This window comes from Lysobacter arenosi (assembly GCF_016613475.2).
Classification (GTDB): Bacteria; Pseudomonadota; Gammaproteobacteria; order Xanthomonadales; family Xanthomonadaceae; genus Lysobacter_J; species Lysobacter_J arenosi.
Genome location: NZ_CP071517.1, coordinates 866369 through 890890 on the forward strand (window position 1 = coordinate 866369; position 24522 = coordinate 890890).

At 66.0% G+C, this 24522-nt stretch carries 21 protein-coding genes; 14 read left to right on the forward strand and 7 right to left on the reverse strand.

Going from position 1 to position 24522, the window contains the following annotated elements; translation table 11 throughout:
- Positions 1-32: 32 nt before the first annotated feature.
- The 10 genes from HIV01_RS04120 to HIV01_RS04165 all read left to right on the forward strand — a co-directional run bounded on the left by HIV01_RS04120 (position 33) and on the right by HIV01_RS04165 (position 12902).
- Positions 33-1448 carry a replicative DNA helicase gene (locus tag HIV01_RS04120; RefSeq protein ID WP_200605076.1) on the forward strand — a complete coding sequence of 472 codons (1416 nt, stop codon included), beginning with the start codon at positions 33-35 and terminating at the stop codon, positions 1446-1448.
- An 86-nt stretch (positions 1449-1534) separates the two neighbouring features.
- Positions 1535-1858, forward strand: coding sequence for a glycine zipper 2TM domain-containing protein (locus tag HIV01_RS04125; protein ID WP_200605077.1), 324 nt, complete (start codon positions 1535-1537; stop codon positions 1856-1858).
- A gap of 81 nt (positions 1859-1939) precedes the next feature.
- Entirely contained in the window at positions 1940-3082 is a 1143-nt protein-coding gene (gene alr, locus HIV01_RS04130) for an alanine racemase (RefSeq protein ID WP_200605078.1), read from the forward strand.
- Between the two features lie 38 nt (positions 3083-3120).
- On the forward strand, positions 3121-4566 hold the full coding sequence (locus HIV01_RS04135) for a cryptochrome/photolyase family protein (protein WP_200605079.1): 1446 nt from the start codon (positions 3121-3123) through the stop codon (positions 4564-4566).
- A 62-nt stretch (positions 4567-4628) separates the two neighbouring features.
- Positions 4629-6098: a WS/DGAT/MGAT family O-acyltransferase gene (locus HIV01_RS04140; RefSeq protein WP_200605080.1), complete on the forward strand. Its 1470-nt coding sequence runs from the start codon at positions 4629-4631 to the stop codon at positions 6096-6098.
- A gap of 89 nt (positions 6099-6187) precedes the next feature.
- Positions 6188-6925 (forward strand): YiaD family glycine zipper/OmpA-like lipoprotein, encoded by a 738-nt coding sequence (locus HIV01_RS04145; protein ID WP_200605081.1) that lies wholly within the window; start codon positions 6188-6190, stop codon positions 6923-6925.
- A 224-nt stretch (positions 6926-7149) separates the two neighbouring features.
- Positions 7150-7758 carry a transcriptional repressor LexA gene (lexA, locus tag HIV01_RS04150; RefSeq protein WP_200605082.1) on the forward strand — a complete coding sequence of 203 codons (609 nt, stop codon included), beginning with the start codon at positions 7150-7152 and terminating at the stop codon, positions 7756-7758.
- 9 nt (positions 7759-7767) lie between these two features.
- Entirely contained in the window at positions 7768-8385 is a 618-nt protein-coding gene (gene imuA, locus HIV01_RS04155; protein WP_200605083.1) for a translesion DNA synthesis-associated protein ImuA, read from the forward strand.
- Positions 8386-8397: 12 nt separating this feature from the next.
- Complete coding sequence (locus HIV01_RS04160; protein WP_200605084.1) at positions 8398-9810, forward strand: Y-family DNA polymerase; 1413 nt, start codon at positions 8398-8400, stop codon at positions 9808-9810.
- A complete protein-coding gene (locus HIV01_RS04165; protein ID WP_200605085.1) occupies positions 9807-12902 on the forward strand; it encodes an error-prone DNA polymerase in 3096 nt (1031 codons plus the stop codon). Before HIV01_RS04160 ends, HIV01_RS04165 begins: the two co-directional genes overlap by 4 nt.
- Positions 12903-12917: 15 nt before the next feature.
- Here HIV01_RS04165 and HIV01_RS04170 read toward each other — a convergent pair whose 3' ends face one another.
- Positions 12918-13403 carry an MgtC/SapB family protein gene (locus HIV01_RS04170; protein ID WP_200605086.1) on the reverse strand — a complete coding sequence of 162 codons (486 nt, stop codon included), beginning with the start codon at positions 13401-13403 and terminating at the stop codon, positions 12918-12920.
- A 117-nt stretch (positions 13404-13520) separates the two neighbouring features.
- Here HIV01_RS04170 and HIV01_RS04175 point away from each other — a divergent pair, with 117 nt between their 5' ends.
- Positions 13521-13793 (forward strand): GlsB/YeaQ/YmgE family stress response membrane protein, encoded by a 273-nt coding sequence (locus HIV01_RS04175; protein ID WP_158730828.1) that lies wholly within the window; start codon positions 13521-13523, stop codon positions 13791-13793.
- 64 nt (positions 13794-13857) lie between these two features.
- Here HIV01_RS04175 and HIV01_RS04180 read toward each other — a convergent pair whose 3' ends face one another.
- Positions 13858-14487 carry a GIY-YIG nuclease family protein gene (locus HIV01_RS04180; RefSeq protein ID WP_200605087.1) on the reverse strand — a complete coding sequence of 210 codons (630 nt, stop codon included), beginning with the start codon at positions 14485-14487 and terminating at the stop codon, positions 13858-13860.
- A 127-nt stretch (positions 14488-14614) separates the two neighbouring features.
- On the opposite strand from HIV01_RS04180, the gene HIV01_RS04185 reads away from it, so the two are divergent.
- Positions 14615-15700, forward strand: coding sequence for a DNA topoisomerase IB (locus tag HIV01_RS04185; protein WP_200605088.1), 1086 nt, complete (start codon positions 14615-14617; stop codon positions 15698-15700).
- Between the two features lie 2 nt (positions 15701-15702).
- Here HIV01_RS04185 and HIV01_RS04190 read toward each other — a convergent pair whose 3' ends face one another.
- Genes HIV01_RS04190 through HIV01_RS04210 form a run of 4 tightly spaced genes read right to left on the reverse strand, consistent with a single transcriptional unit; the run spans position 15703 to position 19725 of the window.
- Positions 15703-17415 carry a SulP family inorganic anion transporter gene (locus HIV01_RS04190; protein ID WP_200605089.1) on the reverse strand — a complete coding sequence of 571 codons (1713 nt, stop codon included), beginning with the start codon at positions 17413-17415 and terminating at the stop codon, positions 15703-15705.
- Positions 17416-17472: 57 nt separating this feature from the next.
- Positions 17473-18282 carry a polyphosphate kinase 2 gene (gene ppk2, locus HIV01_RS04195; protein ID WP_200605090.1) on the reverse strand — a complete coding sequence of 270 codons (810 nt, stop codon included), beginning with the start codon at positions 18280-18282 and terminating at the stop codon, positions 17473-17475.
- An 18-nt stretch (positions 18283-18300) separates the two neighbouring features.
- Positions 18301-19248: a VOC family protein gene (locus tag HIV01_RS18095; protein ID WP_245156908.1), complete on the reverse strand. Its 948-nt coding sequence runs from the start codon at positions 19246-19248 to the stop codon at positions 18301-18303.
- Between the two features lie 27 nt (positions 19249-19275).
- Positions 19276-19725: a helix-turn-helix transcriptional regulator gene (locus HIV01_RS04210; protein WP_200605093.1), complete on the reverse strand. Its 450-nt coding sequence runs from the start codon at positions 19723-19725 to the stop codon at positions 19276-19278.
- 133 nt (positions 19726-19858) lie between these two features.
- On the opposite strand from HIV01_RS04210, the gene HIV01_RS04215 reads away from it, so the two are divergent.
- Positions 19859-20686, forward strand: a complete 828-nt coding sequence (locus HIV01_RS04215; RefSeq protein WP_200606353.1) for an alpha/beta fold hydrolase — start codon at positions 19859-19861, stop codon at positions 20684-20686.
- Positions 20687-20895: 209 nt separating this feature from the next.
- Positions 20896-21396 (forward strand): hypothetical protein, encoded by a 501-nt coding sequence (locus HIV01_RS04220; RefSeq protein WP_200605094.1) that lies wholly within the window; start codon positions 20896-20898, stop codon positions 21394-21396.
- Positions 21397-21705: 309 nt separating this feature from the next.
- On the opposite strand, the gene HIV01_RS04225 is transcribed toward HIV01_RS04220, so the two are convergent.
- The gene (locus HIV01_RS04225) at positions 21706-22404 is read right to left on the reverse strand and encodes a DUF6988 family protein (RefSeq protein WP_207527083.1); all 699 of its coding nucleotides are present in this window, start codon (positions 22402-22404) and stop codon (positions 21706-21708) included.
- Positions 22405-24522: the final 2118 nt, after the last annotated feature.

Here is a 24522-nt window from a genome sequence, read left to right on the forward strand (position 1 = left end):
CAGACGGCGCACGGAAGGGGCAAACAAACGGCATGAGCGCACGTCCAGGGTTTCGCGGCGAGAAGCGGTTCGAGACGCGCAATGAGCAGCGCCTCGACCAGCTGCGTGTACCTCCGCAATCGATCGAAGCCGAGCAGGCGGTGCTCGGCGGCCTCATGCTGGTTCCCGATTCCTACGACCGCATCGCCGACCAGCTCAGCGACAGTGACTTCTACCGGCGCGACCACCAGCTGATCTACCGCGCGATCCGCGAACTGGCCGAGAAGCAGCGGCCGTTCGATGCGGTCACGCTGGGCGAGTGGTTCGAGTCGATGGGCCTGGCCGAGACGGTCGCAGGTGGCGCCTACCTGATCGAACTGGCCAGCACCACGCCCTCGGCGGCCAACATCACCGCCTATGCGGAGATCGTCCGTGACAAGGCGATCCTGCGCCAGCTGATCGACGTCGGCACCGGCATCGTCAACGACGGCTTCCAGCCCGACGGCCGCGAGAGCAGCGAGATCCTGGAAGAGGCCGAGCGCCAGGTCCTGGCGATCGCCCAGGCCAACACGACCGGCAAGACCGACTTCACCGCGGTCACCAAGGCGCTGTCGGAAGCCTTCGACCTGCTGCAGACGCGCTACACCAACGGCAGCGGCGTCACCGGCCTGGCGACCGGCTACACCGAGTTCGACATGATGACCGCCGGCCTGCAGAAGACCGACCTGATCATCCTGGCGGCGCGTCCGGCGATGGGCAAGACGACGCTGGCGCTGAACATGGCCGAGTACGCCGCCTTCCGCAGCAAGCAGCCGGTGGCGGTGTTCTCGATGGAAATGTCGGCCTCGCAGCTGGCGATGCGCCTGATCTCCTCGGTCGGCCGCGTCAACGCCCAGCGCCTGCGTACCGGCCAGCTCGAGGACGAGGACTGGAGCCGCGTCACCAGCGCCATCCGGCAGCTGCGCGAGGTCAAGATCTTCATCGACGACGAACCCGGCCTGTCGCCGGTCAAGCTCGCCGCCAAGGCGCGTCGCCTCAAGCGCGAGCACGGCGGCCTGGGCCTGATCGTCATCGACTACCTGCAGCTGATGTCGGTGCCGGGCAACAGCGAGAACCGCGCGACCGAAATCTCGGAAATCTCGCGCTCGCTCAAGGGCCTGGCCAAGGAGCTGCAGGTGCCGATCATCGCCCTGTCGCAGCTCAACCGCTCGCTCGAAACGCGAACCGACAAGCGCCCGGTGATGGCCGACCTTCGCGAGTCCGGCGCTATCGAGCAGGACGCGGACATGATCGTGTTCATCTACCGCGACGACTACTACAACAAGGAAAACTCGCCGGACAAGGGCCTGGCCGAAATCATCATCGGCAAGCAGCGTTCCGGTCCGACCGGGTCGATGAAGCTCAAGTTCTTCGGCGAGTACACCCGCTTCGACAACCTGTCGCACGACTCGGTCGGCAGCTTCGAGTAAACGCGGGCGAAACACCCGATGCACCGGTTGACGTGCCCGTAACGCGTCCCGGTGCAGCGTGGAGACCATCCTGTTGGAGGTGTGCCATGCGAAGTTCATCGATCCTTCTGGCCGTCGTGCTGGTGGCGGCCGCGCCGCTGGCGTTGGCGCAGACCAAGTCATCCAGCAAGACGCCGCACTGCTATGACGTCCAGGTCGAGAAGCCCAAGGAAGTAAAGGACGAGCACAAGATCGCCGGCACTGCGATCGGTGCGGTCGCCGGTGGCCTGCTGGGCAACCAGATCGGCGGCGGCAGCGGCAAGAAGATCGCCACCGTTGCCGGCGCCGTCGGCGGCGGGTATGCCGGACGCAAGGTCCAGGAGAACCAGCAGAACAAGACCGAGACGGTGACCGAGCGTCGCTGCGACTGATTCGGCATCGCGGCTACAATGCCCGGCGCGTGACCACCCTCCGGATCACCTACCGGGAACCTAGTGCACCAGTCAGCAGGCATGCCCCCGGCCGTCAGCGAGCGGCCCACCCGTATCGTGGTCGACCTCGACCATCTGGCCTTCAACCTGCGCAGCATCCGCGCCCATGTCGGCGTGCCGGTGATGGGCATCGTCAAGGCCAATGCCTACGGCCATGGCCTGGTACCTGTCGCGCTGCACCTGCAGGCGCAGGGCGTCGAACAGCTGGGCGTGGCGTTCCTGGAAGAGGGCATCGCCCTGCGCCAGGCCGGCGTGACCGCGCCGGTGCTCGTGATGGGCGGCATCTTCGGCCGCCAGGTGACGCAGTTCATCAGCCACGACCTCGAGATCACCGTCTCCTCGCTGGACAAGTTGCGCCTGGTCGAGGCCGCGGCGCAGGCACTGGGGCGCAAGGCGGTCATCCATCTCAAGATCGACACCGGCATGGAGCGCATCGGGGTGCACAGCTACTCCGCGCGCCCTTTCATCGAGGCCGCGGTGGCCTCGCCGTGGTGCGTGCTCAAGGGCATCTACTCGCACCTGGCGTGCTCGGATGACCCGTTCTCGCCGATGAGCGCGCAGCAGCTGGAGCGCTTCCTCGAAGCGTGCGCGCACATCGAGCGCATCGGCGCGCCGATGCCGATCCGGCACCTGGCCAACTCCGGTGGCGTGCTGCACTTCCCCGAGACCTGGCTCGACATGGTCCGTCCGGGAATCATGCTTTACGGCGTCCAGCCCGATCCGGCCTCGCGCCACGCCGTCGACCTCAAGCCGGTGATGTCGCTGGCCTCGCGGGTCGTCTACTTCAAGGTGGTCAAGGCCGGTAATCCGGTCAGCTATGGCGCGACCTGGGCACCCGAGCACGACACGCGCGTGGTGACGGTACCCATCGGCTATGGCGACGGATTCCCGCGGGCGTTGTCGTCGCGTGGCGAGGTGCTGATCCGTGGCCAGCGCTACCCGATCGTGGGTCGGGTGTGCATGGACCAGTTCATGGTCGACATCGGCCAGGACAGCGCCTTCAACGAAGACGAAGTGGTGCTGGTCGGTTCCCAAGGCGACAACGCCATCAGCGTCGAAGCATTGGCGCAGCGGGCCGGCGTGATCCCCTACGAAATCCTGGTCGGCCTCAACGACCGCATCCCACGCGAGTACAGCCTGCGCGAGTACCGCGGCGGGCCATAGCCGGCATACTTCGCCCGTCTAGACATCTGGAGGGGGCGATGCCTGCAACCGCTGCGAGTCCGGGGCCGCCCGCGCTGGTCTGGTTCCGCAACGACCTGCGCCTGGCCGACAACCCGGCGTTGCAGGCCGCGCTCGATGGCGGTTACACCCCGATCCCGGTCTACATCCATGCCCCGGACGAAGCCGGCGACTGGCGGCCGGGTGCGGCATCCGATGCCTGGCGGCATCGCTCGCTCGATGCACTCGACAGCGGTCTGCGCCAGCGCGGCTCGCACCTGCGCCGGTTCTTCGGCCCCAGCCTGGCGACACTGCAGTCGCTGGTCGCCACCACCGGTGCCGAGGCGGTGTTCTGGAATCGCCGCTACGAGCCTGCGTTCGAGCAGCGCGATGCTCGCATCAAGCAGGTGCTGCGCGGGCAGGGTGTGCATGCCGAGAGCTTCAACAGCGCGCTGTTGTTCGAACCGTGGACGCTGAAGACCCAGCAGGGCAAGCCATTCCGCGTGTTCACCCCGTTCTGGCGCTCGGCATTGGCGAACTGGCGCCTGGAGCCATGCATGGAGGCACCGGCGCGATTGCCCGACAGCGGCGAGGGGCCGGAAGGCGTGCCGCTTCAGGCGTTGCGGCTGGCGCCGGCGCGCGGCTGGGACAGCACGTTCTGGGAGAGCTGGACGCCCGGCGAAGAAGGTGCGCTGCAGGCACTGGAAGCCTTCACCGACGGCGCGCTGCGTGGCTACGCCCAGCAGCGTGACCGCCCCGATCGCATCGGCACCTCGCGACTGTCGCCGCACCTGCACTTCGGCGAGATCGCGCCCTGGCGCGTGGTCGCGGCGCTCGATCGATTGCGCGGCTCGGCCGCCGATGCCGACCTCGACGCGGCCCGGCGCGAGCTGGGCTGGCGCGAATTCGGTTACCACCTGCTGCATCACTTCCCGCAAACGCCCGATCTGAACTTCGACCCGAAGTTCAATGCATTCGACTGGGCGCAGGTATCGCCCTCGCACCTGCAGGCCTGGCAACACGGACGCACCGGCGTGCCCATCGTCGACGCCGGCATGCGCGAGCTGTGGAGCACTGGCTGGATGCACAACCGCGTGCGCATGGTCGTGGCCAGTTACCTGACCAAACACCTGCGTTACCACTGGAGGCACGGAGCGCGCTGGTTCTGGGACACGCTGGTCGATGCCGACCTGGCCAGCAACACCCTCGGCTGGCAGTGGGTGGCCGGCACCGGCGCCGATGCCGCGCCTTACTTCCGCATCTTCAATCCGGTGACGCAGGCGCAGAAGTTCGACCCGGAAGGGCGCTACATCGCCCGCTGGCTGCCCGAACTGGCGGCGCTGCCGCTGCCGTTGCGGTTCGCGCCCTGGCAGGATCCGGCGACCTCGCAACGGCTGGCGCCTGACTATCCGCTGCAGCCGCTGGTGGATCTGTATGCAGGGCGTGACGGCGCGTTGAAGGCGTACCGCCAGCTGCGCGTCTCGTAGGGCATTGCGTTGACGCTGCTCTTGGCCGCGTGATTCACTCGCGGCAAGGCTTGGGAGGGCGCATGGCGACGACAGGAGAGCGGGCAACTTCGCGCAAGCGCGCGCGCCGTGAGGCGATGTCGCGTGTGGACACGGCCTGGTTGCGCATGGAGCGGCCGACCAATCCGATGATGATCACCGGCGTGCTGATGTTCGCCAAGACGATGTCGCTGGAACGGCTCAAGCGCGTGGTCAAGCAGCGCTTCCTCGCCTATCGCCGGTTCCGCCAGAAGGCCGTGGACACGCCTGCTGGTGCTTCCTGGCGCACCGATCCCAACTTCAATCTCGACTGGCACGTGCAGCCGGCGGCGCTGCCTGGCCGGGCCGACAAGCGCGCGCTGGAGCGATTCGTCAGCCAGCTGGCGTCGTCGCCGTTGAGCCATGACCGGCCGCTGTGGCAGTTCCATCTGGTCGAGAACTACAACGGTGGCTCGGCGCTGATCGCGCGCATCCACCACAGCTACGCCGATGGCATCGCGCTGGTGCAGGTGCTGCTGTCGCTGACCGACACCCAGCCCGATGCCGGCAACGACAGCGAGCTGCCGCGCACCTGGCTCAAGCAGGACCATGCCGACGTCGCCCGTCGCGTCGGTGCCGTCGACCGCTACATGCAGTTGGGCAGCAAGGTCGTCGAGAAGGGCATGGATTTCTATCGCGACCCGGGCCTGGCCGCGGTGCTGGCGAAGGAGGGCGGCGAGATCGCGCGCGAGCTGTTGCATGCGCTGGCCTTGTCCGACGATCCGCCGTCGCTGCTGCGCGGACGCCTGGGCGTGAGCAAGCGCGTGGCCTGGGCCGAGCCGCTGGACCTGGAAGAAGTGAAGGCGGTCGGCCGCGCCTGCGACTGCACCGTCAACGACGTGCTGATGGCAACCGCCGCCGGCGCGCTGCGCAGCTACATGATCGAGCGCGGCGAGCGCGTGGATGGCATGACGCTGCGCGCGACCGTGCCGGTCAACCTGCGTCCGCTCGAGCACGCGCGCAAGCTGGGCAACCACTTCGGCCTGGTCTTCCTCGACCTGCCGGTCGGCGAGGGCAATCCGATCCGGCGGCTTGAGCGCGTGGCCGAGTGCATGCGCAACCTGAAGAATTCAAGGCAAGCCATTGTTGCGTATGGCCTGTTGGCCGCCCTTGGCATGGCGCCGGCGGCCATGCAGGGTCTGGCTTTGGAGCTCTTCAGCCGCAAGGCGACGGCGGTGGCGACCAACGTGCCGGGGCCGCAGCAGCCGCTGTACCTGGCCGGCTGCATGCTGCGGGAAATGATGTTCTGGGTGCCGCAGACCGGGTCGATCGGCATCGGCATTTCGATCCTCAGTTACAACGGCCGCGTGCATTTTGGCCTGATCGCCGATGGCCGCCTGATTCCGGATCCGGACGCGGTGATCAGCCGCTTCGGTGCCGAGTTCGAGAAGCTGCTGTATCTGTCCTTGATGGGAAGCTGGGAGCACACGCTCGATGCCGTTGCGGCAGAAGCCATGTTCCCTGCCGGAAACTGAATAGGTGTGACCGCCAGTCGCTTCCGCTGCACGCGGACGTGATTAGCTTGCGCCACAGTTCAACCGATCTTCCAAGAAGGACCGCCCCGATGAAGACCCAGATCAAGATCGCATTCGCCGCACTGGCGATGACCGCCGTGCTCGCCGGTTGCGCCACGAGCCAGCCGTATTACGGCCAGCAGTACCCGCAGGGCCAGTATCCGCAGAGCGCTCCGCCGCAGCAGGGGCAGCCGCCGGCGCAGCAGCAGGGCATGAGCAAGACCGGCAAGGGCGCGCTGATCGGTGCGCTGGCCGGTGTCGCCGCGGGCCTGCTCAGCGGTGACGATGCCACCGAGCGTCGTCAGCGTGCGCTGGTCGGTGCCGGTGTCGGCGGCCTCGCCGGTGCCGCGATCGGCAACTACCAGGATCGCCAGGAGCGTGCGCTGCGCGACCAGATGGCCGGTACCGGCGTCGACGTGGTGCGCGACGGCAACAACATCACGCTCAACATGCCCAGCGGCATCACCTTCGATTTCGACAAGTCCAATCTGAAGCCGGAGTTCTATCCGGTGCTCGACAACGTCGCGCGCACGCTGCAGGAGTACAACCAGACCATCGTCGAGGTGGCCGGTCATACCGACAGCGTCGGTAGCGATGCGTACAACCAGAAGCTGTCGGAGCAGCGGGCCGATGCGGTGTCGGGTTACCTGACCAGCCGCGGCCTCAACCGCGATCGCTTCATCGTGGTCGGCGCCGGCGAGACCCATCCGGTGGCGAGCAACGACACCGATTCCGGTCGCGCGCAGAACCGCCGCGTCGAGATCACGCTGGTGCCGATCGAGTCCTGATCACGGCGTCAGGTCGTGTCCCGGAAAGGGCCGCCATCAGGCGGCCCTTTTCTTTTGTCGAGGGCTTTCCTGCTCGGTTGGTACGGACTTCAAGAATGATATGTAAACGATTGAACTCATTGAGGTCATGGTCTGCGTAGAGCTGCGCGATACGAATCCCGGCTTTAGTAAACAGGACCGTGAGATCTGTTCAACCGGAGCGCCAAGGTGTAAATATATGCACCATGGCCAGTCCTTCCCCGAAACGTACCGCCGTCCTGGCCTTCATCCGCGAACGGATCGAGGAGGGGCAGCCGCCGAGCCTGGCGGAGATCGCGCTGGCCTTCGGTTTCGCTTCGGTCACCGCGGCCAAAAAGCATGTGCAGGCGCTGGCCGACGCGGGCCAGATCGAGCTGGTGCCGAACCAGCGCCGTGGCATCCGCCTGCTCGGTCGCGATGCGCCGGGTGAGCTGGTCAGCCTGCCGGTATTGGGACGGGTCGCGGCCGGTGTGCCGATCGGTGCCGACATCGTCGAGGACGCTCCGCGCCTGCGCCTGGATCGCCGCCTGTTCTCGCGTGCGCCCGATTACCTGCTCAGGGTGCAGGGCGATTCGATGGTCGACGACGGCATCCTCGACGGCGATCTGGTCGGGGTGCATCGCAGCAACGCGGCGCGCGATGGCCAGGTGGTCGTGGCGCGGGTCGATGGCGAGATCACCATCAAGCGACTGGAGCACGTCGGCGAGGGCATCCGCCTGTTGCCGCGCAATCCGGCGCATTCGCCCATCGTGGTCGAGCCCGGCCAGGACTTCGCCATTGAAGGCATCTTCTGCGGTCTGATCCGGCAGGGCTGAGGGCAGGGCATGGGCGCGGTCGTCGCCATCGACAGCCTGCTGGACCAGCGCCGGCTCTGGAAAGGCCAGCAGCGCCATGTGCTGCCCGCCAGTCCGCAGCCGAGCGGGCACGCCATGCTCGATGCGGCGCTGCCTTCGGGTGGCTGGCCCGACGGTGCATTGACCGAACTGCTGATCCCGGCCGACGGCGTCGGTGAGCTGCGCCTGCTGTGGCCGGCGCTGGCGCGGTTGTCGCAGCAGGAGGGAACGGTTGTCCTGGTCGCGCCGCCATATGTGCCGTTTGCGCCGGCGTGGCAGCGCGCCGGCGTGCGCCTGTCGCAGTTACAGGTGATCGATACGCCGCCGCGCGATGCGTTGTGGGCGGCCGAGCAGTGCCTGCGTTCGGGTGCGTGCGCGGCGGTGCTGTGCTGGCCGCTGCACGCCGACGATCGCGCGCTGCGGCGGTTGCAGGTGGCGGCCGAGAGCGGGCGTTGCCTGGGCTTCGCGATCCGTCCGGCCAAGGCCGCGCGCAATCCTTCGCCGGCGGCGCTGCGCATCGCCATCGACACCGATCCGCAGCAGCTGCGCGTGCTCAAGTGCCGTGGCGGACTGGCGCCGACGCGGCCCATTGCCTTCGATTGGCAGTAAGGCAGGACCGTCATGCGCTGGGTCTGCCTGCTGTTGCCGCAACTGGCGTTGGACGGTGTCCTGCGCCGTCAGCCGATGCCCGATCAGCCATTGGCGCTGATCGATGGGCCGGTGCAGCGGCGCGTGCTGCACTCGGTCAACCCGGCCGCGCGTGCGCTCGGACTGCGACCGGGGCAATCGCTGGCGGCGGCGCAGGCGATCAATGCCGGTTTCACCAGCGTCGCCTTTGATGCGAAGGACGCGGCGCACTGGCGTGACCTGGTCGCGGCCTGGGCCTACCGTTTCAGTTCGCAGGTCAGTACGCAGTTCTCGCATGCGATCGTGCTGGAGATCGGCCGCAGCCTGAAACTGTTCGGGCCGTGGCCGCGGCTGGAGGCGCAGATGCGCGAGGAACTGCGCGAGATGGGCTTCCGCCATCGCCTGGTCGCCGCGCCCAATCCGCATGCCGCGCGCGTGCTGGCCAATGTCCACGATGGCATCGGACTGACCGACGAAAGCCTGCTGACCGGCCTGGGGCAGATTCCGGTGGAGCGGGCCGGGCTCGATCGCGAGACAGCGGTGTCGCTGTCGCGCATGGGGCTGCGCCACCTGCGGCAGGTGTTCGAGCTGCCGCGTGACAGCATCACCCGGCGCTTTCCGAAGACGGTGCTGCCGTACCTCGATGCCCTGCGCGGCGAGATGACGCTGCCGTTGACCCTGTACCGGCCGCCGGACGTGTTCGACCAGCGCATGGAGTTCGACCACGAGATCGAATCCAGCCAGGCGCTGTTGTTCCCGCTGCGCCGACTGACCGCGGACCTGGCCACCTTCCTTGCCGGTCGCGACGGCGGTGTGCAGCGCTTCGTGCTGGTGCTCGAGCACGAGCGTTGCGAGGACAGCGAGGTCACGGTCGGCCTGCTCGCACCCGAACGCGCGGCGGCGACCTTGTTCGAACTCACCCGCGGCCGGCTCGAGCAGGCGAGGGTGCCGGCACCGGTGCGCGGCCTGCGCCTGCTTGCGCAGGAACTGCCGCCGTTCGTGCCGGCCAGCCGCGACCTGTTCGATGCCCGATCGCAGCAGGCGATGCCGTGGCCGCAATTGCGCGAACGACTGCGCGCGCGTCTGGGTGACGATGCCGTGCATGGCCTGGCCATCCGTGGCGACCATCGACCCGAACGCGCCTGGGGCGTGGAAGCACCTGTACAACGCGAGACTGCGCCGCCGTCGTTGCCGCGCCCGGGCTGGCTGCTGCATCAGCCGATCCCGCTGCGCGATCACGCATTGACCGTGCTTGCCGGGCCCGAGCGCATCGAATCGGGCTGGTGGGACGGCTTTGAGGTGCGCCGCGATTACTACCTGGTCGAAACGTCCAACGGACAGCGCGCCTGGGCCTATTGCGTCGCCGGCGAGCGCGGGCCGTACATGCTGCATGGGTGGTTCGCATGAGCGCGCTCTCCAACAGCGCGCTGCCGGACTATGCCGAGCTGCATTGCCTGTCGGCCTTCAGCTTCCAGCGCGGCGCCTCGGTCGCGCAGGAGCTGTTCGACCGCGCCAGGGAACAGGGCTACCAGGCCCTGGCGATCACCGACGAATGCTCGCTGGCCGGCATCGTGCGCGCGCTGGAGGCGTCGCGGAAAAGCGGGCTGCCGTTGATCGTCGGCAGCGAGATGCGGATCGAAGGCGGCCCGGCCGTGGTGCTGCTGGTGGCGGACCTGGACGGTTACGCCGCGCTGTGCCGGATGATCACCGTCGCCCGGCGTCGCGCCGAGAAGGGCCGCTACCGCCTGTTGCGCGAGGACTTCGACGGACTTCCCGATGGCCTGCTGGCGTTGTGGCTGCCGGCCGACGGCCACGATGGTGAAGTCGACTGGCTCAAGTCGATATTCCCGGAACGCCTGTGGATCGCCGTCGAACTGCACCGCGGCCCGGACGATGACGACCGCCTGCAGGTGCTGCGCGAACTGGGCCATCGTCACGGCCTGCCGCTGGTCGCCGCCGGCGATGCGCACATGCACGTGCGTTCGCGCCGCGTGCTGCAGGACACGCTGACTGCGATCCGCCATCGCACCACGGTGGTCGAGGCCGGGGCATTGCTGTTCGCCAATGGCGAGCGCCACCTGCGCACGCGTCGTGCGCTGTCGGCGATCTACCCGGCCGACCTGCTGGCCGAAACCGTGCGCGTCGCCGAGCGCTGCCGCTTCACCCTCGACCAGCTGCGCTACGAATACCCGCGCGAACTGGTGCCCGAAGGCCACACCGCCGCGACCTGGCTGCGCCAGCTGACCGAGGAGGGCGCGCGCTGGCGCTGGCCGAAGGGCACGCCCGACAAGGCCCGCGACCAGATCGAGCACGAACTGGCGCTGATCTCCGAGCTGCGTTACGAGTCCTACTTCCTGACCGTGCACGACATCGTCCGCTTCGCCCGCAGCCGCGCGATCCTGTGCCAGGGCCGCGGCTCGGCCGCCAATTCGGCGGTGTGCTACGCACTGGGCGTGACCGAGCTCGACCCCGGGGCGATGAACATGCTGTTCGAGCGCTTCCTCTCGCGCGAGCGCAACGAGCCGCCGGACATCGACATCGACTTCGAGCACGAGCGCCGCGAGGAGGTGCTGCAGTACGTGTTTGAACGCTACGGCCGCGAGCGCGCGGCGCTGGTGACGGTGGCGATCAGCTACCGCGGCAAGAGCGCGATCCGCGACGTCGCCAAGGCGCTCGGGCTGCCGCCGGACCAGGTCAACGAACTGGCCGCGACCATGGAGCGCTGGAGCGGCGAACTGCCGATGCCCGAGTACCTGCGCGAGCGCGGCTTCGACCCGGAGGCGCCGATCCTGCGCCGGGTGCTGCAGCTCACCGGCGAGCTGATCGGCTTCCCGCGCCACCTGTCGCAACACCCGGGCGGCTTCGTCATCAGCGAGCAGCCGCTGCACAACCTGGTGCCGGTGGAGAACGCGGCGATGGACGGCCGCACCGTGATCCAGTGGGACAAGGACGACCTGGATGTCATGCAGGTGTCCAAGGTCGACTGCCTCGCCCTGGGCATGCTGACCGCGGTGCGCAAGACGCTCGACCGGCTGCGCCGGCACGGGCATCGCGACATGACCATGGCCGACATCCCGGCCGACGACCCGGACACCTACGAGATGATCGGCCGCGCCGACACCGTTGGCGTGTTCCAGATCGAATCGCGCGCGCAGATGGCGATGCTGCCGCGGCTGCGGCCGAAGAACTTCTACGACCTGGTGATCGAGGTCGCGATCGTGCGGCCGGGGCCGATCCAGGGCGACATGGTTCATCCCTACCTGCGCCGTCGCAACGGCCAGGAGCCGGTCGAGTACCCGCCGCGCCTGCGCGAGGTGTTCGAACGCACCCTGGGCGTGCCGCTGTTCCAGGAGCAGGTGATGCAGCTGGCGATCCAGGCCGCCGACTACACGCCGGGCGAGGCCGACGAACTGCGCCGCTCGATGGCCGCATGGAAACGCCACGGCGGACTGGAGCATCACCGCGAACGGCTGACCACGCGCATGCTCGGCAACGGCTACACGCTCGAGTTCGCCGAGCGCATCTTCGAGCAGATCAAGGGCTTCGGCAGTTACGGCTTCCCCGAGTCGCACGCAGCCAGCTTCGCGTTGATCACCTATGTCACCTGCTGGCTCAAGCGGCACGAGCCGGCGGCGTTCGCCTGCAGCCTGATCAACAGCTGGCCGATGGGCTTCTACACGCCCGATCAGATCCTGCAGGACGTGCGCCGCCATGGCGTGCGCGTGTTGCCGGTGGACGTGCGTTTCAGCGACTGGGACTGCAGCCTGGAGCGGTTGCGTGACCAGGCAGAGCCTTCGATCCGGCTCGGCCTTCGCATGATCCAGGGCTTCGACAGCGTCGCCGCCGAACGCATCGAAGCGGCGCGGGCACGGCGCGCGTTCGACGACGTCGCCGATCTGTGCGAACGCGCCGCGCTCGATCGCCGTCAGCAGGGCCTGCTGGCCGATGCCGGTGCGCTGAAGTCACTGGCCGGCCATCGCCATCGCGCGCGCTGGGCGATCACCGGCGTCGAACGCCAGCTGCCGCTGCTGGGCGCGACCGTGTCCGGCAAGGAAACGCAGATCCGCCTGCCGATGCCGACCGCCGACGAGGACCTGCGCGCCGATTACGCCCTGACCGGCACCACGCTCGGCCGCCATCCGCTGTCGTACCTGCGCAAGGCGCTGGCCGCGCGTCGCTGCAAGGGATCGACCGAACTCGACCAGGTCGCGCATGGCCGCAACGTGCGCACCGCCGGGCTGGTGCGCGGCCGCCAGCAACCGCAGACCGCCAGCGGCGTGATCTTCGTGACGCTGGAAGACGAATCGGGAACGATCAACGTCGTCGTCTGGAAGCACCTGGCCGAACGCCAGCGGCGGGTGCTGCTGGAGTCGCAGCTGCTGGCGGTGGAAGGGCGCCTGGAGCGCGTCGATGGCGTGCAGCACGTGATCGCACAGCGGCTGGAGAACTACGCCGAGCTGCTCGGCGAGCTGGATACCAGTTCGCGCGACTTCCGCTGATCATTTCTCCGTGAATCAGCGTTTCGTGGCGTCGCTGCCGTTGTCCTTCACCTTCGCCATCATCCGCCGCTCGATCGAACCGACCGCGGCCAGTACCAGCAGCGTCAGCACCGTCGCCGCCAGCGCCAGCAGGTGGTAGCGGAACCCGGCCATCACACCGATCACCGCCACCATCAGGATCGAAGCCGCCGTGGTGATGCCGGCCACGACCTGCGAGCCGCGGTGGCCGAAGATGGTGCCGGCGCCGATGAAGGAGACGCCGGCGATCACCGCCTCGACCAGGCGCAACGGATCGAGCGTGAGTCCCTCGCCATCGAGGCGATGGTCGGTGATCACCAGTTGGCCCAAGCCAACGAGCAGCGCGGCGGCGCCGGCCACCAGCATGTGGGTGCGGAAACCGGCCGGCCGGTTCTTGAGTTCGCGCTCGAAACCGATCGCGCCGCCCAGCACCATGGCGATGGCGGCGTCGCCGAGCACGATCAACTGCAGCGTCCAGTCCATCCGACCACCCTAAGGTCAGGCGATGTATAGACGGCGTCACGACGGGGCGCCTGGCCAATAACATGCGCGTCACGCATGGCTTCCTAGGATCGGTCGCACCTAAACGGAGGGTATGCCATGGGTATCATCATCTGGTTGATCGTCGGCGGCGTCATTGGCTGGCTTGCGAGCCTGGTCATGCGTCGCGATGGTCAGCAGGGAATCCTGCTCAACATCATCGTCGGCATCATCGGTGCCTTCATCGGCGGCTGGCTGGGCGGCGTGCTGGGAATCGGCGGCGGCGACATCAACGACGGCAATTTCAGCATTGGCGGCCTGCTGCTGTCGCTGCTGGGCGCGATCGTCCTGCTGGCCATCGTCAATCTGTTCACGCGCGGACGTGCGCGCTGAGCACGTTGTGAAGTGAAGAACGCGTCCGGTCTCGCCGCCGAGGAGGCGTGAGACCGGGCGCACCTTATCGATTTCCCGTTGTCCTGCGGTACCACTGGGCGAGCAGATCCGGCAGTACGTCAGTTACGGGAATGTCGACTGCGGCGTACGCGTCGAGCGTGTCGAGTGCATGCCGGCGCAGCTGCGCCATCTGCGGCCGGTCGAGCCACCCGGCATCGCCCTGCAGACCATCGAGCAGGGTGGTCCCCCAGCTGAAGAGATCCTCGCGACTGCGCAGCAGTTCGCGGCGCAGCCATGGCCGCAGCGGATGATGGACGGTGTATCCACGGGCAGCGAGGGCGGCGATCCCGGCGGCGAGGACCGCGTGGGCGCCCCGATACCACTCACTGTGGCCGCCGGCTTCCTCGCGCACCACCAGGGGGACGGGCGCGGCGTGCACGGCAATCGCATGCCCCAGCGACAGCTCCAGGTCGCGCGCGTCGCGCACGGTTTCGGTCTCGACCAGGAAAGCGCTGTCGAGATCGAAGAACTCGAAGTAGCGGGTCTGCAGCGCCTGCATGCGTTGCAGCGGATGGCGCGAGAAGCCGAGCTTGAGCAGGTCCTCGCCGCCGGCGCACGGCAGCACGTAAACGTAACTCGCCCCCTCGCTGCTGGCGCGGGTTCTGTCCGGGTCGGCGGTGCGGATGAAAGCCATGGATCCAATGATCGCGCCAGAGCAGGCAAGGGTGCGCATGGATCGCCATGGCATGCGGGCCAACAGGCTGAACGGATGCACCAGGCAGTGACATCCTCTTGATGCGCGCGCCGGGATGCTGCCGGCCATGGCCGCACGCGAGCGATCCACCACCTCCTCCAGCAAGACTGCCGAAGCCGAGCTGTCGGCCGCGGCCGGAGGCCTGGTCTACGTCAGTGACGACGTCCCGGGCCTGAGGCGCCGGCGCGCCGGCAAGGGGTTCTCATACCTCGACGCCAACGGCCGCACGGTCCGCGACGCCACCACGCTCGCGCGGATCCGCGCCCTGGCGATCCCACCGGCTTATCGCGACGTCTGGATCTGCACCCGCGCCAACGGCCACCTGCAGGCCACCGGTCGCGATGCGCGCGGTCGCAAGCAGTACCGCTACCACCCGGACTGGAGCCAGGTCCGCGACAGCAACAAGTTCGATCGCATCGTCGCGTTCGGCGCGTCGCTGCCGCGTCTGCGGCGCCGTCTGCGCAGCGATCTCGCGCGCAGTGGCCTGGGGCGCGAGAAGGTATCGGCCATAGTCGTGGCGGTCCTGGCCGACACGCTGCTGCGCATCGGCAACGACGAGTACGTGCGCGGCAATGGTTCCTTTGGACTGACCACGCTGCGCAATCGCCACGTCGAGTTCCTGCGCGGCGGCCGGGCCAAGTTCCGCTTTCGCGGCAAGGGCGGCCTCGAGCACGACGTGGTCCTGGACGACGCCCGCCTGACGCGCCTGATGCACCGATGCCAGCAGTTGCCCGGGCAGATGCTGTTCCAGTACCGCGATGAGGACGACAACGTGCAGCCGGTCGACTCGGGCCTGGTCAACGATTACCTGCGCGACGCCACCGGCGGCGACTTCACCGCCAAGGACTTCCGCACCTGGGGCGGGACGCTGACGGCCATCCGCCTGCTCGCCGGAAGCGAGGTTCCGCACAAGGACAACGGGCAACCCGATGCCCAGGGCATCGTCGCCACCCGCAACGCGGTGATCAAGGAGGTCGCGCAGCTGCTCGGCAACACGCCGGCGATCTGCCGCAAGTCCTATATCGATCCGGCCGTGTTTGCCTGCTGGGAGGACGGCCGCCTGCATCGCGCCACCGCCAATGCGCGCGGCGCCCGGCAATGGGAGCAGGCGGCACTGCGGCTGCTGAAGCGCGCGCACCGCAATGGCGGCTGAGGTCAGTCGCTTTCCTCGTCTTCCCAGTGCCAGTCCACCGAGTGCTCCTCGAGGTACGCATCGACCGCGGCACCGATGGTCGGATACATCGGCCCGAAGCGCTCGAGGATCTCGAAACGCAGGAGCTTGTCCTTGACCGGATCCTTCAGCTCGGCGAACCGGAACTCGACGCCGGATTCGCGCAGCGACCGTTCCAGTTCGGCGAGCATGTCGGCCGACGTCACGTCGATGCTGGTGACCGGTTCGGCGGCGACGATGATCCGCCGTGCGGGCGTGGGCGATTGCGCGACCGCTTCGAGCACGCGCTGGTGGAAAAGCTCGGCATTGGCGAAGAACAACGGTGCATCCCAGCGGAACAGCACCAGGCCAGGCACCAGTCGCGCCTGCGGATAACGCCGGATGTCGTGGAAGCCGCGGATGCCGTCGACGCGGCCCATGACGGCGTGGTGCGGCCGCCAGCCGTCCCAGAGGAACTCGATCACGGCGATGAGGATGGCAATGCCGATGCCTGGGATCACGCCCAGTACTGCGACGCCGACGAAGCAGGCGATCGACAGCCAGAACTCCCACTGCTGGATGCGGTAGATGCGGCGCAGGTCGGCGAACTCGAACAGGCCGATCGCCGCGGCAATGACCACCGCCGCCAGCGCGCTGCTGGGCAGGTGCTCGAGCAGATTGGGGGCGAAGACCAGCAGCAGGGCCACCGCAATCGCACCGACCACGCCGGTGAGCTGCGTCTTCGAGCCTGCGGCCTCGGCGACCGGCGTGCGCGAGGAACTGCTGCTGATCGGGAATCCCTGGAACAGGCCGGCGGCGAGGTTGGCAGCGCCCAGGCCGACCATCTCCTGGTTCGGATCGACGTAAGTGCCGGTCTTGGCCGCATAGGTGCGCGACAGCACGCTGGTGTCGGCGAAGGCCACCATCGCCACTGCGCATCCGCCGATCACCACCTGTGCGAGGTCGGCAGGTTCGATCCACGGCAGTACAAAAGACGGCAGGCCCTGCGGGAGCTGGCCGAGCACTTTGACTCCCGCGGTTTCATCCAGCGACAGCGCACCAACCACGAACGTGGCAGCGATCACGGCGATCAGCAGCCCGGGGATCTGCTTGTATGGCTTGAGCAGCAGGATCAGCACCAGGGTGCCGGCGCCGACGGCGAATGCGGTCCAGTTGGCCTGGCCGCCGAGGATCGCCTGCGTCGTGCTGGACAGATCGCGCAGCGGCCCGGCGCTGTCGATCGAGAACCCGAACAACTTCGGCAACTGGCTGACCAGCACCGTCAGCGCGATGCCATTCATGTAGCCGTATCGGATCGGCTTGGACAGCAGTTCGGTGACGAATCCGAGGCGAAGCACGCCGATCAGGATGCACACCAGCCCAGACACCACGGCCATCAGGCTTGCCACGACCACGGCGCGCGCCGCGTCGCCTGCAGAAAGCGGCAGCACGACCGCGAGGATCACCGCTGCCAGCGAGGAATCCGGCCCCAGCACCAGGATCCGGCTCGGGCCAAACAGGGCGTAGGCGAGCAGGGGGACAATGGTGGCGTACAGGCCGTAGATGCCCGGAACGCCCGAGGCCACGGCGTAGGCGATGCCGACCGGCACCAGCATCGTGGTCAGCACCAGGCCGGCCATCAGGTCGTTCGGCAGCCAGGCCGCTTCGTAGCGCCTGATGATCTGCAGTCCGGGCAGCCAACGCATCCAGCCGTTCATCCGTCAGCTCCCTGTCGAAGTCATGCCCGAGTGGTCATTCCGGCCGGGGCAACGGTATCAGTACTGCTCCTTGATGAACTTGAAAGGATAGTCCGGCTCGACATAGTCGCCGCGTTTCTGCCGCTTTGGCAGGCTGAACTTCTCGCGTGGAAGATCCTCGTAGGGAATCTTGTCGAGCATGTGGCGGATGATGTTGAGCCGGCCACGACGCTTGTCGTCGGTGCGTGCGACGTACCATGGCGCCTGCGGCGAGTCGGTGGCGGTGAACATGTCGTCGCGTGCGCGCGAATAGTCGTACCAGCGGCCGTAGGACTTGAGGTCCATCGGCGAGAGCTTCCACAGCTTGCGTCCGTCGGTGGCGCGTTCCTTCAGGCGCCGGGTCTGCTCGTCGTCGCTGACTTCCAGCCAGTACTTGAGCAGGATGATTCCCGACTGCACGATCGCCGCTTCCACCAGTGGCGTGGTCCGCAGGAACTTGCGGACCTGGGCCTCCGAGGTGAATCCCATCACCCGTTCGACGCCGGCACGGTTGTACCAGCTGCGATCGAAGATCACGAATTCGCCGGCCGCCGGCAGGTGGCGCATGTAGCGCTGGAAGTACATCTGGCTCTTCTCGCGGTCGGTCGGCGCCGGCAGGGCCACGACGCGGAACACGCGTGGGCTGACCCGCTCGGTGATCGCCTTGATCGTCCCGCCCTTGCCGGCGGTGTCGCGCCCCTCGAACACGACGCAGACCTTCATCTTCTTCGCCACCAGCCACATCTGCAGCTTGACCAGTTCGACGTGCAGCTTCTCCAGCTCCGCCTCGTAGTCCTTGCGCTTCATCTTTTCCGGTTCTGCGGGCGCCTCGTGTTTGTCGGCTTTCATGGCTTGCTCCGGGCAGCGTTATGCCTTCTTCTCGTTCTCGACCGCCTTGCTGATGATGTCGTCGTAGAGTTCGACGATCTGTACGCCGATCTTGTGCATGTCCGGATTGCGCGCCCAGACCTGCTGGCCACGCTGCGCGTCTTCGAGCGCGCCCTTGAGGAAGGTGATGTCTTCGTCGGTCAGGCGCTCGCCCGCGTCGACGCGCTTCTTCACCGCCATCGTGCGTGGCAGGCGGAAATTGTTCAGCCGGTCGAGCAGGGCCTTGAGGGTGCCGGTGTCGTCGATTTCGTCGGCCATCGTCGCCGTCCTTGCGTGGGGAGGCGTCATTCTGCGCTCGCAGTGCGTTACGCCGGGATCACGGTGCGGGGCATTGCCTTGCGCTTCGGGGCGGCGTCGTCCGCCGGGCCGGGGATTGCTCCGCCCCTTCGTCGGACATCCTGTCCGAAGGCGGGGCGCGGGACATCCATGTCCCGCTGCTGCGCGATCCCCGACCCGGCGGACGACGCTTCGGCAATTCGTTGCGAGGGCTTCGGTTCTGGCCGGAGGGCGAATTCTCAGCCCAGCTGCTGGATCCGCATCATGTTGCCCGACGGGTCGCGGACCGCGCAGTCGCGCACGCCGTACGGCTGGTCGGTCGGCTCCCTGGACGATCTCGGCGCCGCTGGCCTGCAGCTTCTCGAATGCACCGTCGAGGTCCCTGGTGGCCAGCAGGATGATGCCGTATGTGCCCTTGGCCATCATCTCCGCGATGGTGCGGCGCTCCTCCTCGGTGATGCCCGGGGTGGCGGCCGGCGGGTGCAGCACGATCGAGGTCTCAGGCTGGCCGGGCGGGCCGACCGTGATCCAGCGCAGGCCGTTGTAACCGACGTCCTTGCGGACCTCGAAGCCGAGCGTGTCGCGGTAGAAGGCCAGCGCGGCGTCCGGGTCGTTGTGGGGGAGAAAGCTGGCGTGGATGGTGATGTTCATTGCAGTCGTCCTTGTTGGGTCGAGCGGTCATGCTAGGTCGGGGTCGGTACGCTTCGCTTCTCGATTCCTGACCGGTCTGGTCACCTGCTTCTCGACACACGACGGAATGCCCGGCTCGGCGCCTTCCAGCTGGCGCCGATAGACGCTGGGCGGCACGCCGACCAGCTCGGTGAAGCGGGTGCTGAAGGTGCCCAGCGACGAGCAACCGACCGCGAAGCAGACCTCGGTGACGCTGAGCTCGCCACCGCGCAGCAGCGCCATCGCGCGCTCGATGCGGCGGGTCATCAGATAGGAGTAGGGCGACTCGCCATAGGCCAGCTTGAACTGGCGGCTGAGATGCCCGGCCGACATGTGCACGCCAAGGGCGAGCGCCTCCACGTCCAATGGCTGCGCGAACTCGCGGTCGATCCGGTCGCGCACGCGGCGAAGCCGCGCCAGGTCGCGCAGATGTACGGCTTCGGCGGGTCGGATGGTCACGGACGTGATCGTGCCACCGGAAGACGCCATCCGCGAGTCCGTGTCGTATGGCATGGGAGGAAAGCGGTGCCCGCACCTACACTCGCGCTCACGCACGAGCACTCTGGCTGGTGCGATCACGGGGAAACAACGCATGAGTTCGACGTTCAAGGCAGTGCTGCTGGCAGTAATGACTATGGCCGCGACGGTCGCGCATGCCGGTGAGGCGCAAGTGCAGCTCCAGGGTTACGTGCTGCAGGCCGAGCAGACTGGCAACGGGCCGATGGACATCGTGTTCGAGTCCGGCTTCGGCCAGGGTGCAGGCGTGTGGAAGGCGGTCATCGCCGATCTCGGCGAGCAGTGCCATTGCATCGCGTACGCGCGCGCCGGACTGGGCAAGTCCGGAACGGACGGCAAACCCAAGACCATCCAGGCACATGTCGATGACCTGGGTGCGGTGATCGACTCGCTCGCGCCGGGCCGCAAAGTCGTGCTCGTCGGTCACTCCTACGGCGGCCTGCTGGCGACCGAGTTCGCGCGGCAGCATCCCGAGCGCATCGCGGGGCTCGTCCTGGTCGACCCGGCGACTATGAGCCAACGCCACGCGTACATCGCGGCCGACCGCGACCGCGTGCTCGCCGACGACAAGGCCCTGATGGGCATGCTGCCGGCGGCGATGGGCGCGGATTACCAGATGCTCATCAAGCAACTGGACAGCCCGGACGCCGCGTCCACGCGTGCGATGCCCGACGTCCCGGTGGCGCTGCTGACGTCGACGCAGGTCGCGGCGGATCCGATGGTGTTCGAGGAAACAGCCCATGGCAAAGCCATCTGGAAGGCCCAGCACGGCGTCCTGTTCGCGAGTTTCTCGCGTGGAACGCACCGGTACCTCGCGACGGGCCACAACATCCACCGGGAAGACCCGAAGGCAGTCGTCGACGCGATCCGCGCAGTGGCGCCGTCGTCCAGGCCGGCGAACTGATCGCCCAAAAGCAAAAAGCCCGCACAAGGCGGGCTTTTGCTTGAATGGTGGAGGTGGGGGCTATCAAATCGTGCGCTGAAACGCTGCAACTGCGCGGATTTTGTCCGAGTTGGTTCGCCAGATACCGTCAAATCTACCGTTGAAACCAGCCCGCTTTAGGGTGCGAAGGACAGGGCCGATCCGATAAGCTTCTGACACAAGGGGGGGGCATGGCCGAGTGGATCGACTTCGCTGCTCTGTGTGTGTCCGGCGGTGCATTCTTTGCGACCTGGCGCACGATCAAGGCAGACGACAGGAGCAGGCGCCTTGCCGTGCGTCCGAAACTATCGTTCTACCGGGAGGCCTCAGGGCCTACGCAGACTGTTTTGCTGAAGATGAAATCGTCTGGCTTGGGGCCGGCCGTGATCTCCGAATACATACTCCTGTTCGATGGTAAGCCACTGGCATGCCGGGATGAGGAGGACGCTCAATTGGTCTCAAACGCTCTCGGTGTCGAGCTGATACGGCCCTACTTGCTCGGGTACATCTCACCAGGCTCATGCCTGGCGGTAGGGGACGAGCTTCCCATTGTGCGGTTTACGGTCAAACAAGCCTCCGGGAAGTCGGTCGACGTACACGCCATGGCAAAGCGCTTCGATGTAGTCGTGAAGCACCGTTCCTTCTATGGCGATGAGTTATTCACCGACACATCTGTTGACTCCCTGTTTTGACCTCGGTATCAGGTGCGGATAAGCCACAGTGTCGAGCACTCTGTCCGCATGGCCAGGGATTCGAATAGTGACCCGAATCACCGTTCCAGGCTTGATCAACGGCATGACCATCTTCGAGTCCATTCGGCCGAGGTTTTCGCGCGTGCGCTTAGGTAGATTCTTCATAGCAGACGTTACGGAACTTGGTGATCGGGTAGGTCAGCGCATGTCGCGGCAAACCATGCTGCTAGATGCCGCTCTTTCATCCGGTGCAACTATCAGCGCCGCGCAGGTCAGCGGTTACGGCGCCGGCCAAGTTCAACCCGCCCCTTAGGTGACGCGCTTCACGAACGCTGCGATGCGCATGCACTCTGTGTAGGCCTCTGTAAACGGACCTGTGAAGGCCGGCTCTTTTGCATTCCCAAGTCGCGACATCACGACCGTCGTCATCATTGCCATCGACACGCCCCGACTTATGATCTTTGTTGCGCGGTCAACGTCGAGCGCCGAGTTGATTCCGTTTCCGTCTTCCGTGAGATACATGTCGAGAATCTCCGTCCCGCCATGCACGTAGCCGCACAGTGCGCTCCAAGTTTTCTGTACGCTGTTCGAGAAAGAAGTTCCGCAACCTTGGAACGTAGACTCAACGATTCGGGCGATTTTCGCTGTAGTCAACTTCTCTCCATCGCGCCACTTCAGCTGGTTCTTCCGTGTGAAGTAAGCGATCTCGTCATCGGTTGCGTGTTCCGCGAAGAATGATCCACGTAGGAACTGCTCGGTCTGAGCACGGTGAAGGGTTAGAGCAGGACCACCACTGTTAGAGCGTTCCGTGGCAATCAGTGCGCAGAGCGCCTCACCGTGATCCAGTGATGAGGCGAACAAAGCGACAGCGGTCTGATTGCGCGCATCTATAGGGATCTTCAGATGGTTTATCAGCGGCCCGATTGAGCGAACGAGCTTGCCGGCGTCAACTGCCAATTGCCGTACTTGCGGAGACGTAATCGGTTCTTGCTCATCCACCTCGGACATAGCGCGGTGCTCCCCATTGGTTGCGTGCATCCTTTGAGGTTATCAGCGTTCGAACATGCGGGCGTGCCTCCACAGCCACCGGTCCAGCTGATGCGGCGCGATCCATTCGCGCCCAAGTGCGATCAAACGGGCGCCAGCCATGCGCCAGCCGGCCCAAGGGCCATGGAGCGTGGTGTGGTTGTAGACCACTTGTTGGTGGAGTCGTGCCGCGCAGTCGTTCGGGCAACTGCTCCCGGGCTTCCAGCATGGCGGCCTGATTTCGTCGGTCATGAAGCCCCCAGAATCGAGGCCCCGTGGGGATTCGTATCGGGTCAGGTCCCGAATGCCAGTCGGGAAGGGCCTACAGCTGCGAACAGGCTGCGCAAAGCCCTACGAATTGCACTCTTGTTAGCCGGACCCAGCTTGCATAAGCTCAAGCCCGATCAGGGGGTACAGCCCATTCGGATGTGGCGCGGACGTATGACCGGACCCGCGGGTCCGTCTATTAGGTAGTTGGGCATTAGGGGAGAGTTATGCGGACTTTGCGGTGGCTTCTTGTGATCCCGGGTGCGTTTCTTGCGGCCGCCTTGGCAACCTTTCCGCTGCACTGGCTAGCGCTGGCCATTGGGGCTGGCGTCAATCCATTGTCCGGGCTAGCACCCGAAACCTTGGAGCGGTTGCTCTATGCTTTCGGTGTGCCTTATGCATTCGTCCTGGCCGCGGCCTTTATTGCTCCGCGCTTTCGGGCGCGCACCGGAACCATTGCGGCTGTGGCCCTAGGCATTCTTTGTGCAGCGCTACTTACTTGGGCACTCGGGCAAGCGGAACTCGCTTTGACTGGTCCGGCATGGGCGCGGGTGCTGGCCCCGGTGCTGTGGGCCACAGGACTTATTGTCGGCTTCGTTGTGACCCGGCGAGCAGACGAGTGGGCGTGGTGAAGCTAATGCCTAACAATTCATTCAAGCCGAAGCCACTTCGTGGCTCGGCTTAACTCAGGTGTAAGGCTTGCTTAGGACCCACATCGGTGATTACGGGAAAAACGGTTCTAGAGCGTAAAAGGTGCTTGGCGTCGCTGGTGGCCACTCATCTAACGTCGCTTGGTCACACCGCCTCTGTCGTAGTGGGTCGCACCAATTCTCAAGGCCACACTGACCGGGTGCTAGTAGAGAGTTCAATCGGGCTCGTTCACTTGACGGCATCTGTCAACCGGGAACCGAATGGCAGCATCCCAACCTCCGATTACGAGGACGGGAGCCAGGCATTCCTTGCTGACAAGGATCTCGTAGCTTATGGGTGGAACACCAAGGATGACCGGACGATGATCATGCTTGTCCCCGTGGCAGAGGTCATGGGCAACAAATCGTTGTCCAAGAGCCAGATTAGGTCAGCCTGCATACGTGAGTACAGCACGGTTCTCCGACGGCAGGCCTAAGCTCGGCCAACTAAGGCGTTCGGCCACACCAGGTCCAATGGAAAACGCAATCAAACTAATGCTGTTCTTGCTTGGTTCCGCCGGAGCCTTCTTTGCTATGGACAAGCTATTTGGTGCCCTCGGCGTAACAAGCAACAGAGCTAAGAATGCTCTAGCCCTTTGCGGCGTCCTGCTCATGGTCGTTGCATTCTGGATAGTCTTCGGGTTCGAGGGCGGCTACCAGATCCCGGATTGGTCTGATCGTGCAAGGCGATAAGTATTCTAGAAGGGGACGGGCGACGCCGGAAAGAATCGTCGCTTTCCAACCAGTAGCAGCCTTCAGGCAGAACACGGCATAACATTTAGGAGTGGGAGGCGTTAGTGGGCGCTTATAGCTCAGATCGACCGTTCGTAACGTTGGAGCAGATGGCGCTCTTTGATGCCGTTGATCGAGACACCGCTCGAAGGTACGGAGTCAAGGTTAAGGCGGCCGGCGTATCTAACGTCGACTACAAGGTCAGGTTCAGCAAGCTCAGCACCAGCCAGAACATGAATCCTCCACCGAGTTGCGGTCGGATCTTCCCGGGGTACGTGGTAGTCCGGAAGCTGGGGACCTCAGATCAGTACGAGACATGGATGCCTGAGCATGTTTTCAATGAGTTGTATCGGCCTGAGAAATGAAGCGAGAACGAAGAGGTGGGCTAGAAGTTCCGGGGGGCGGTTCCAAC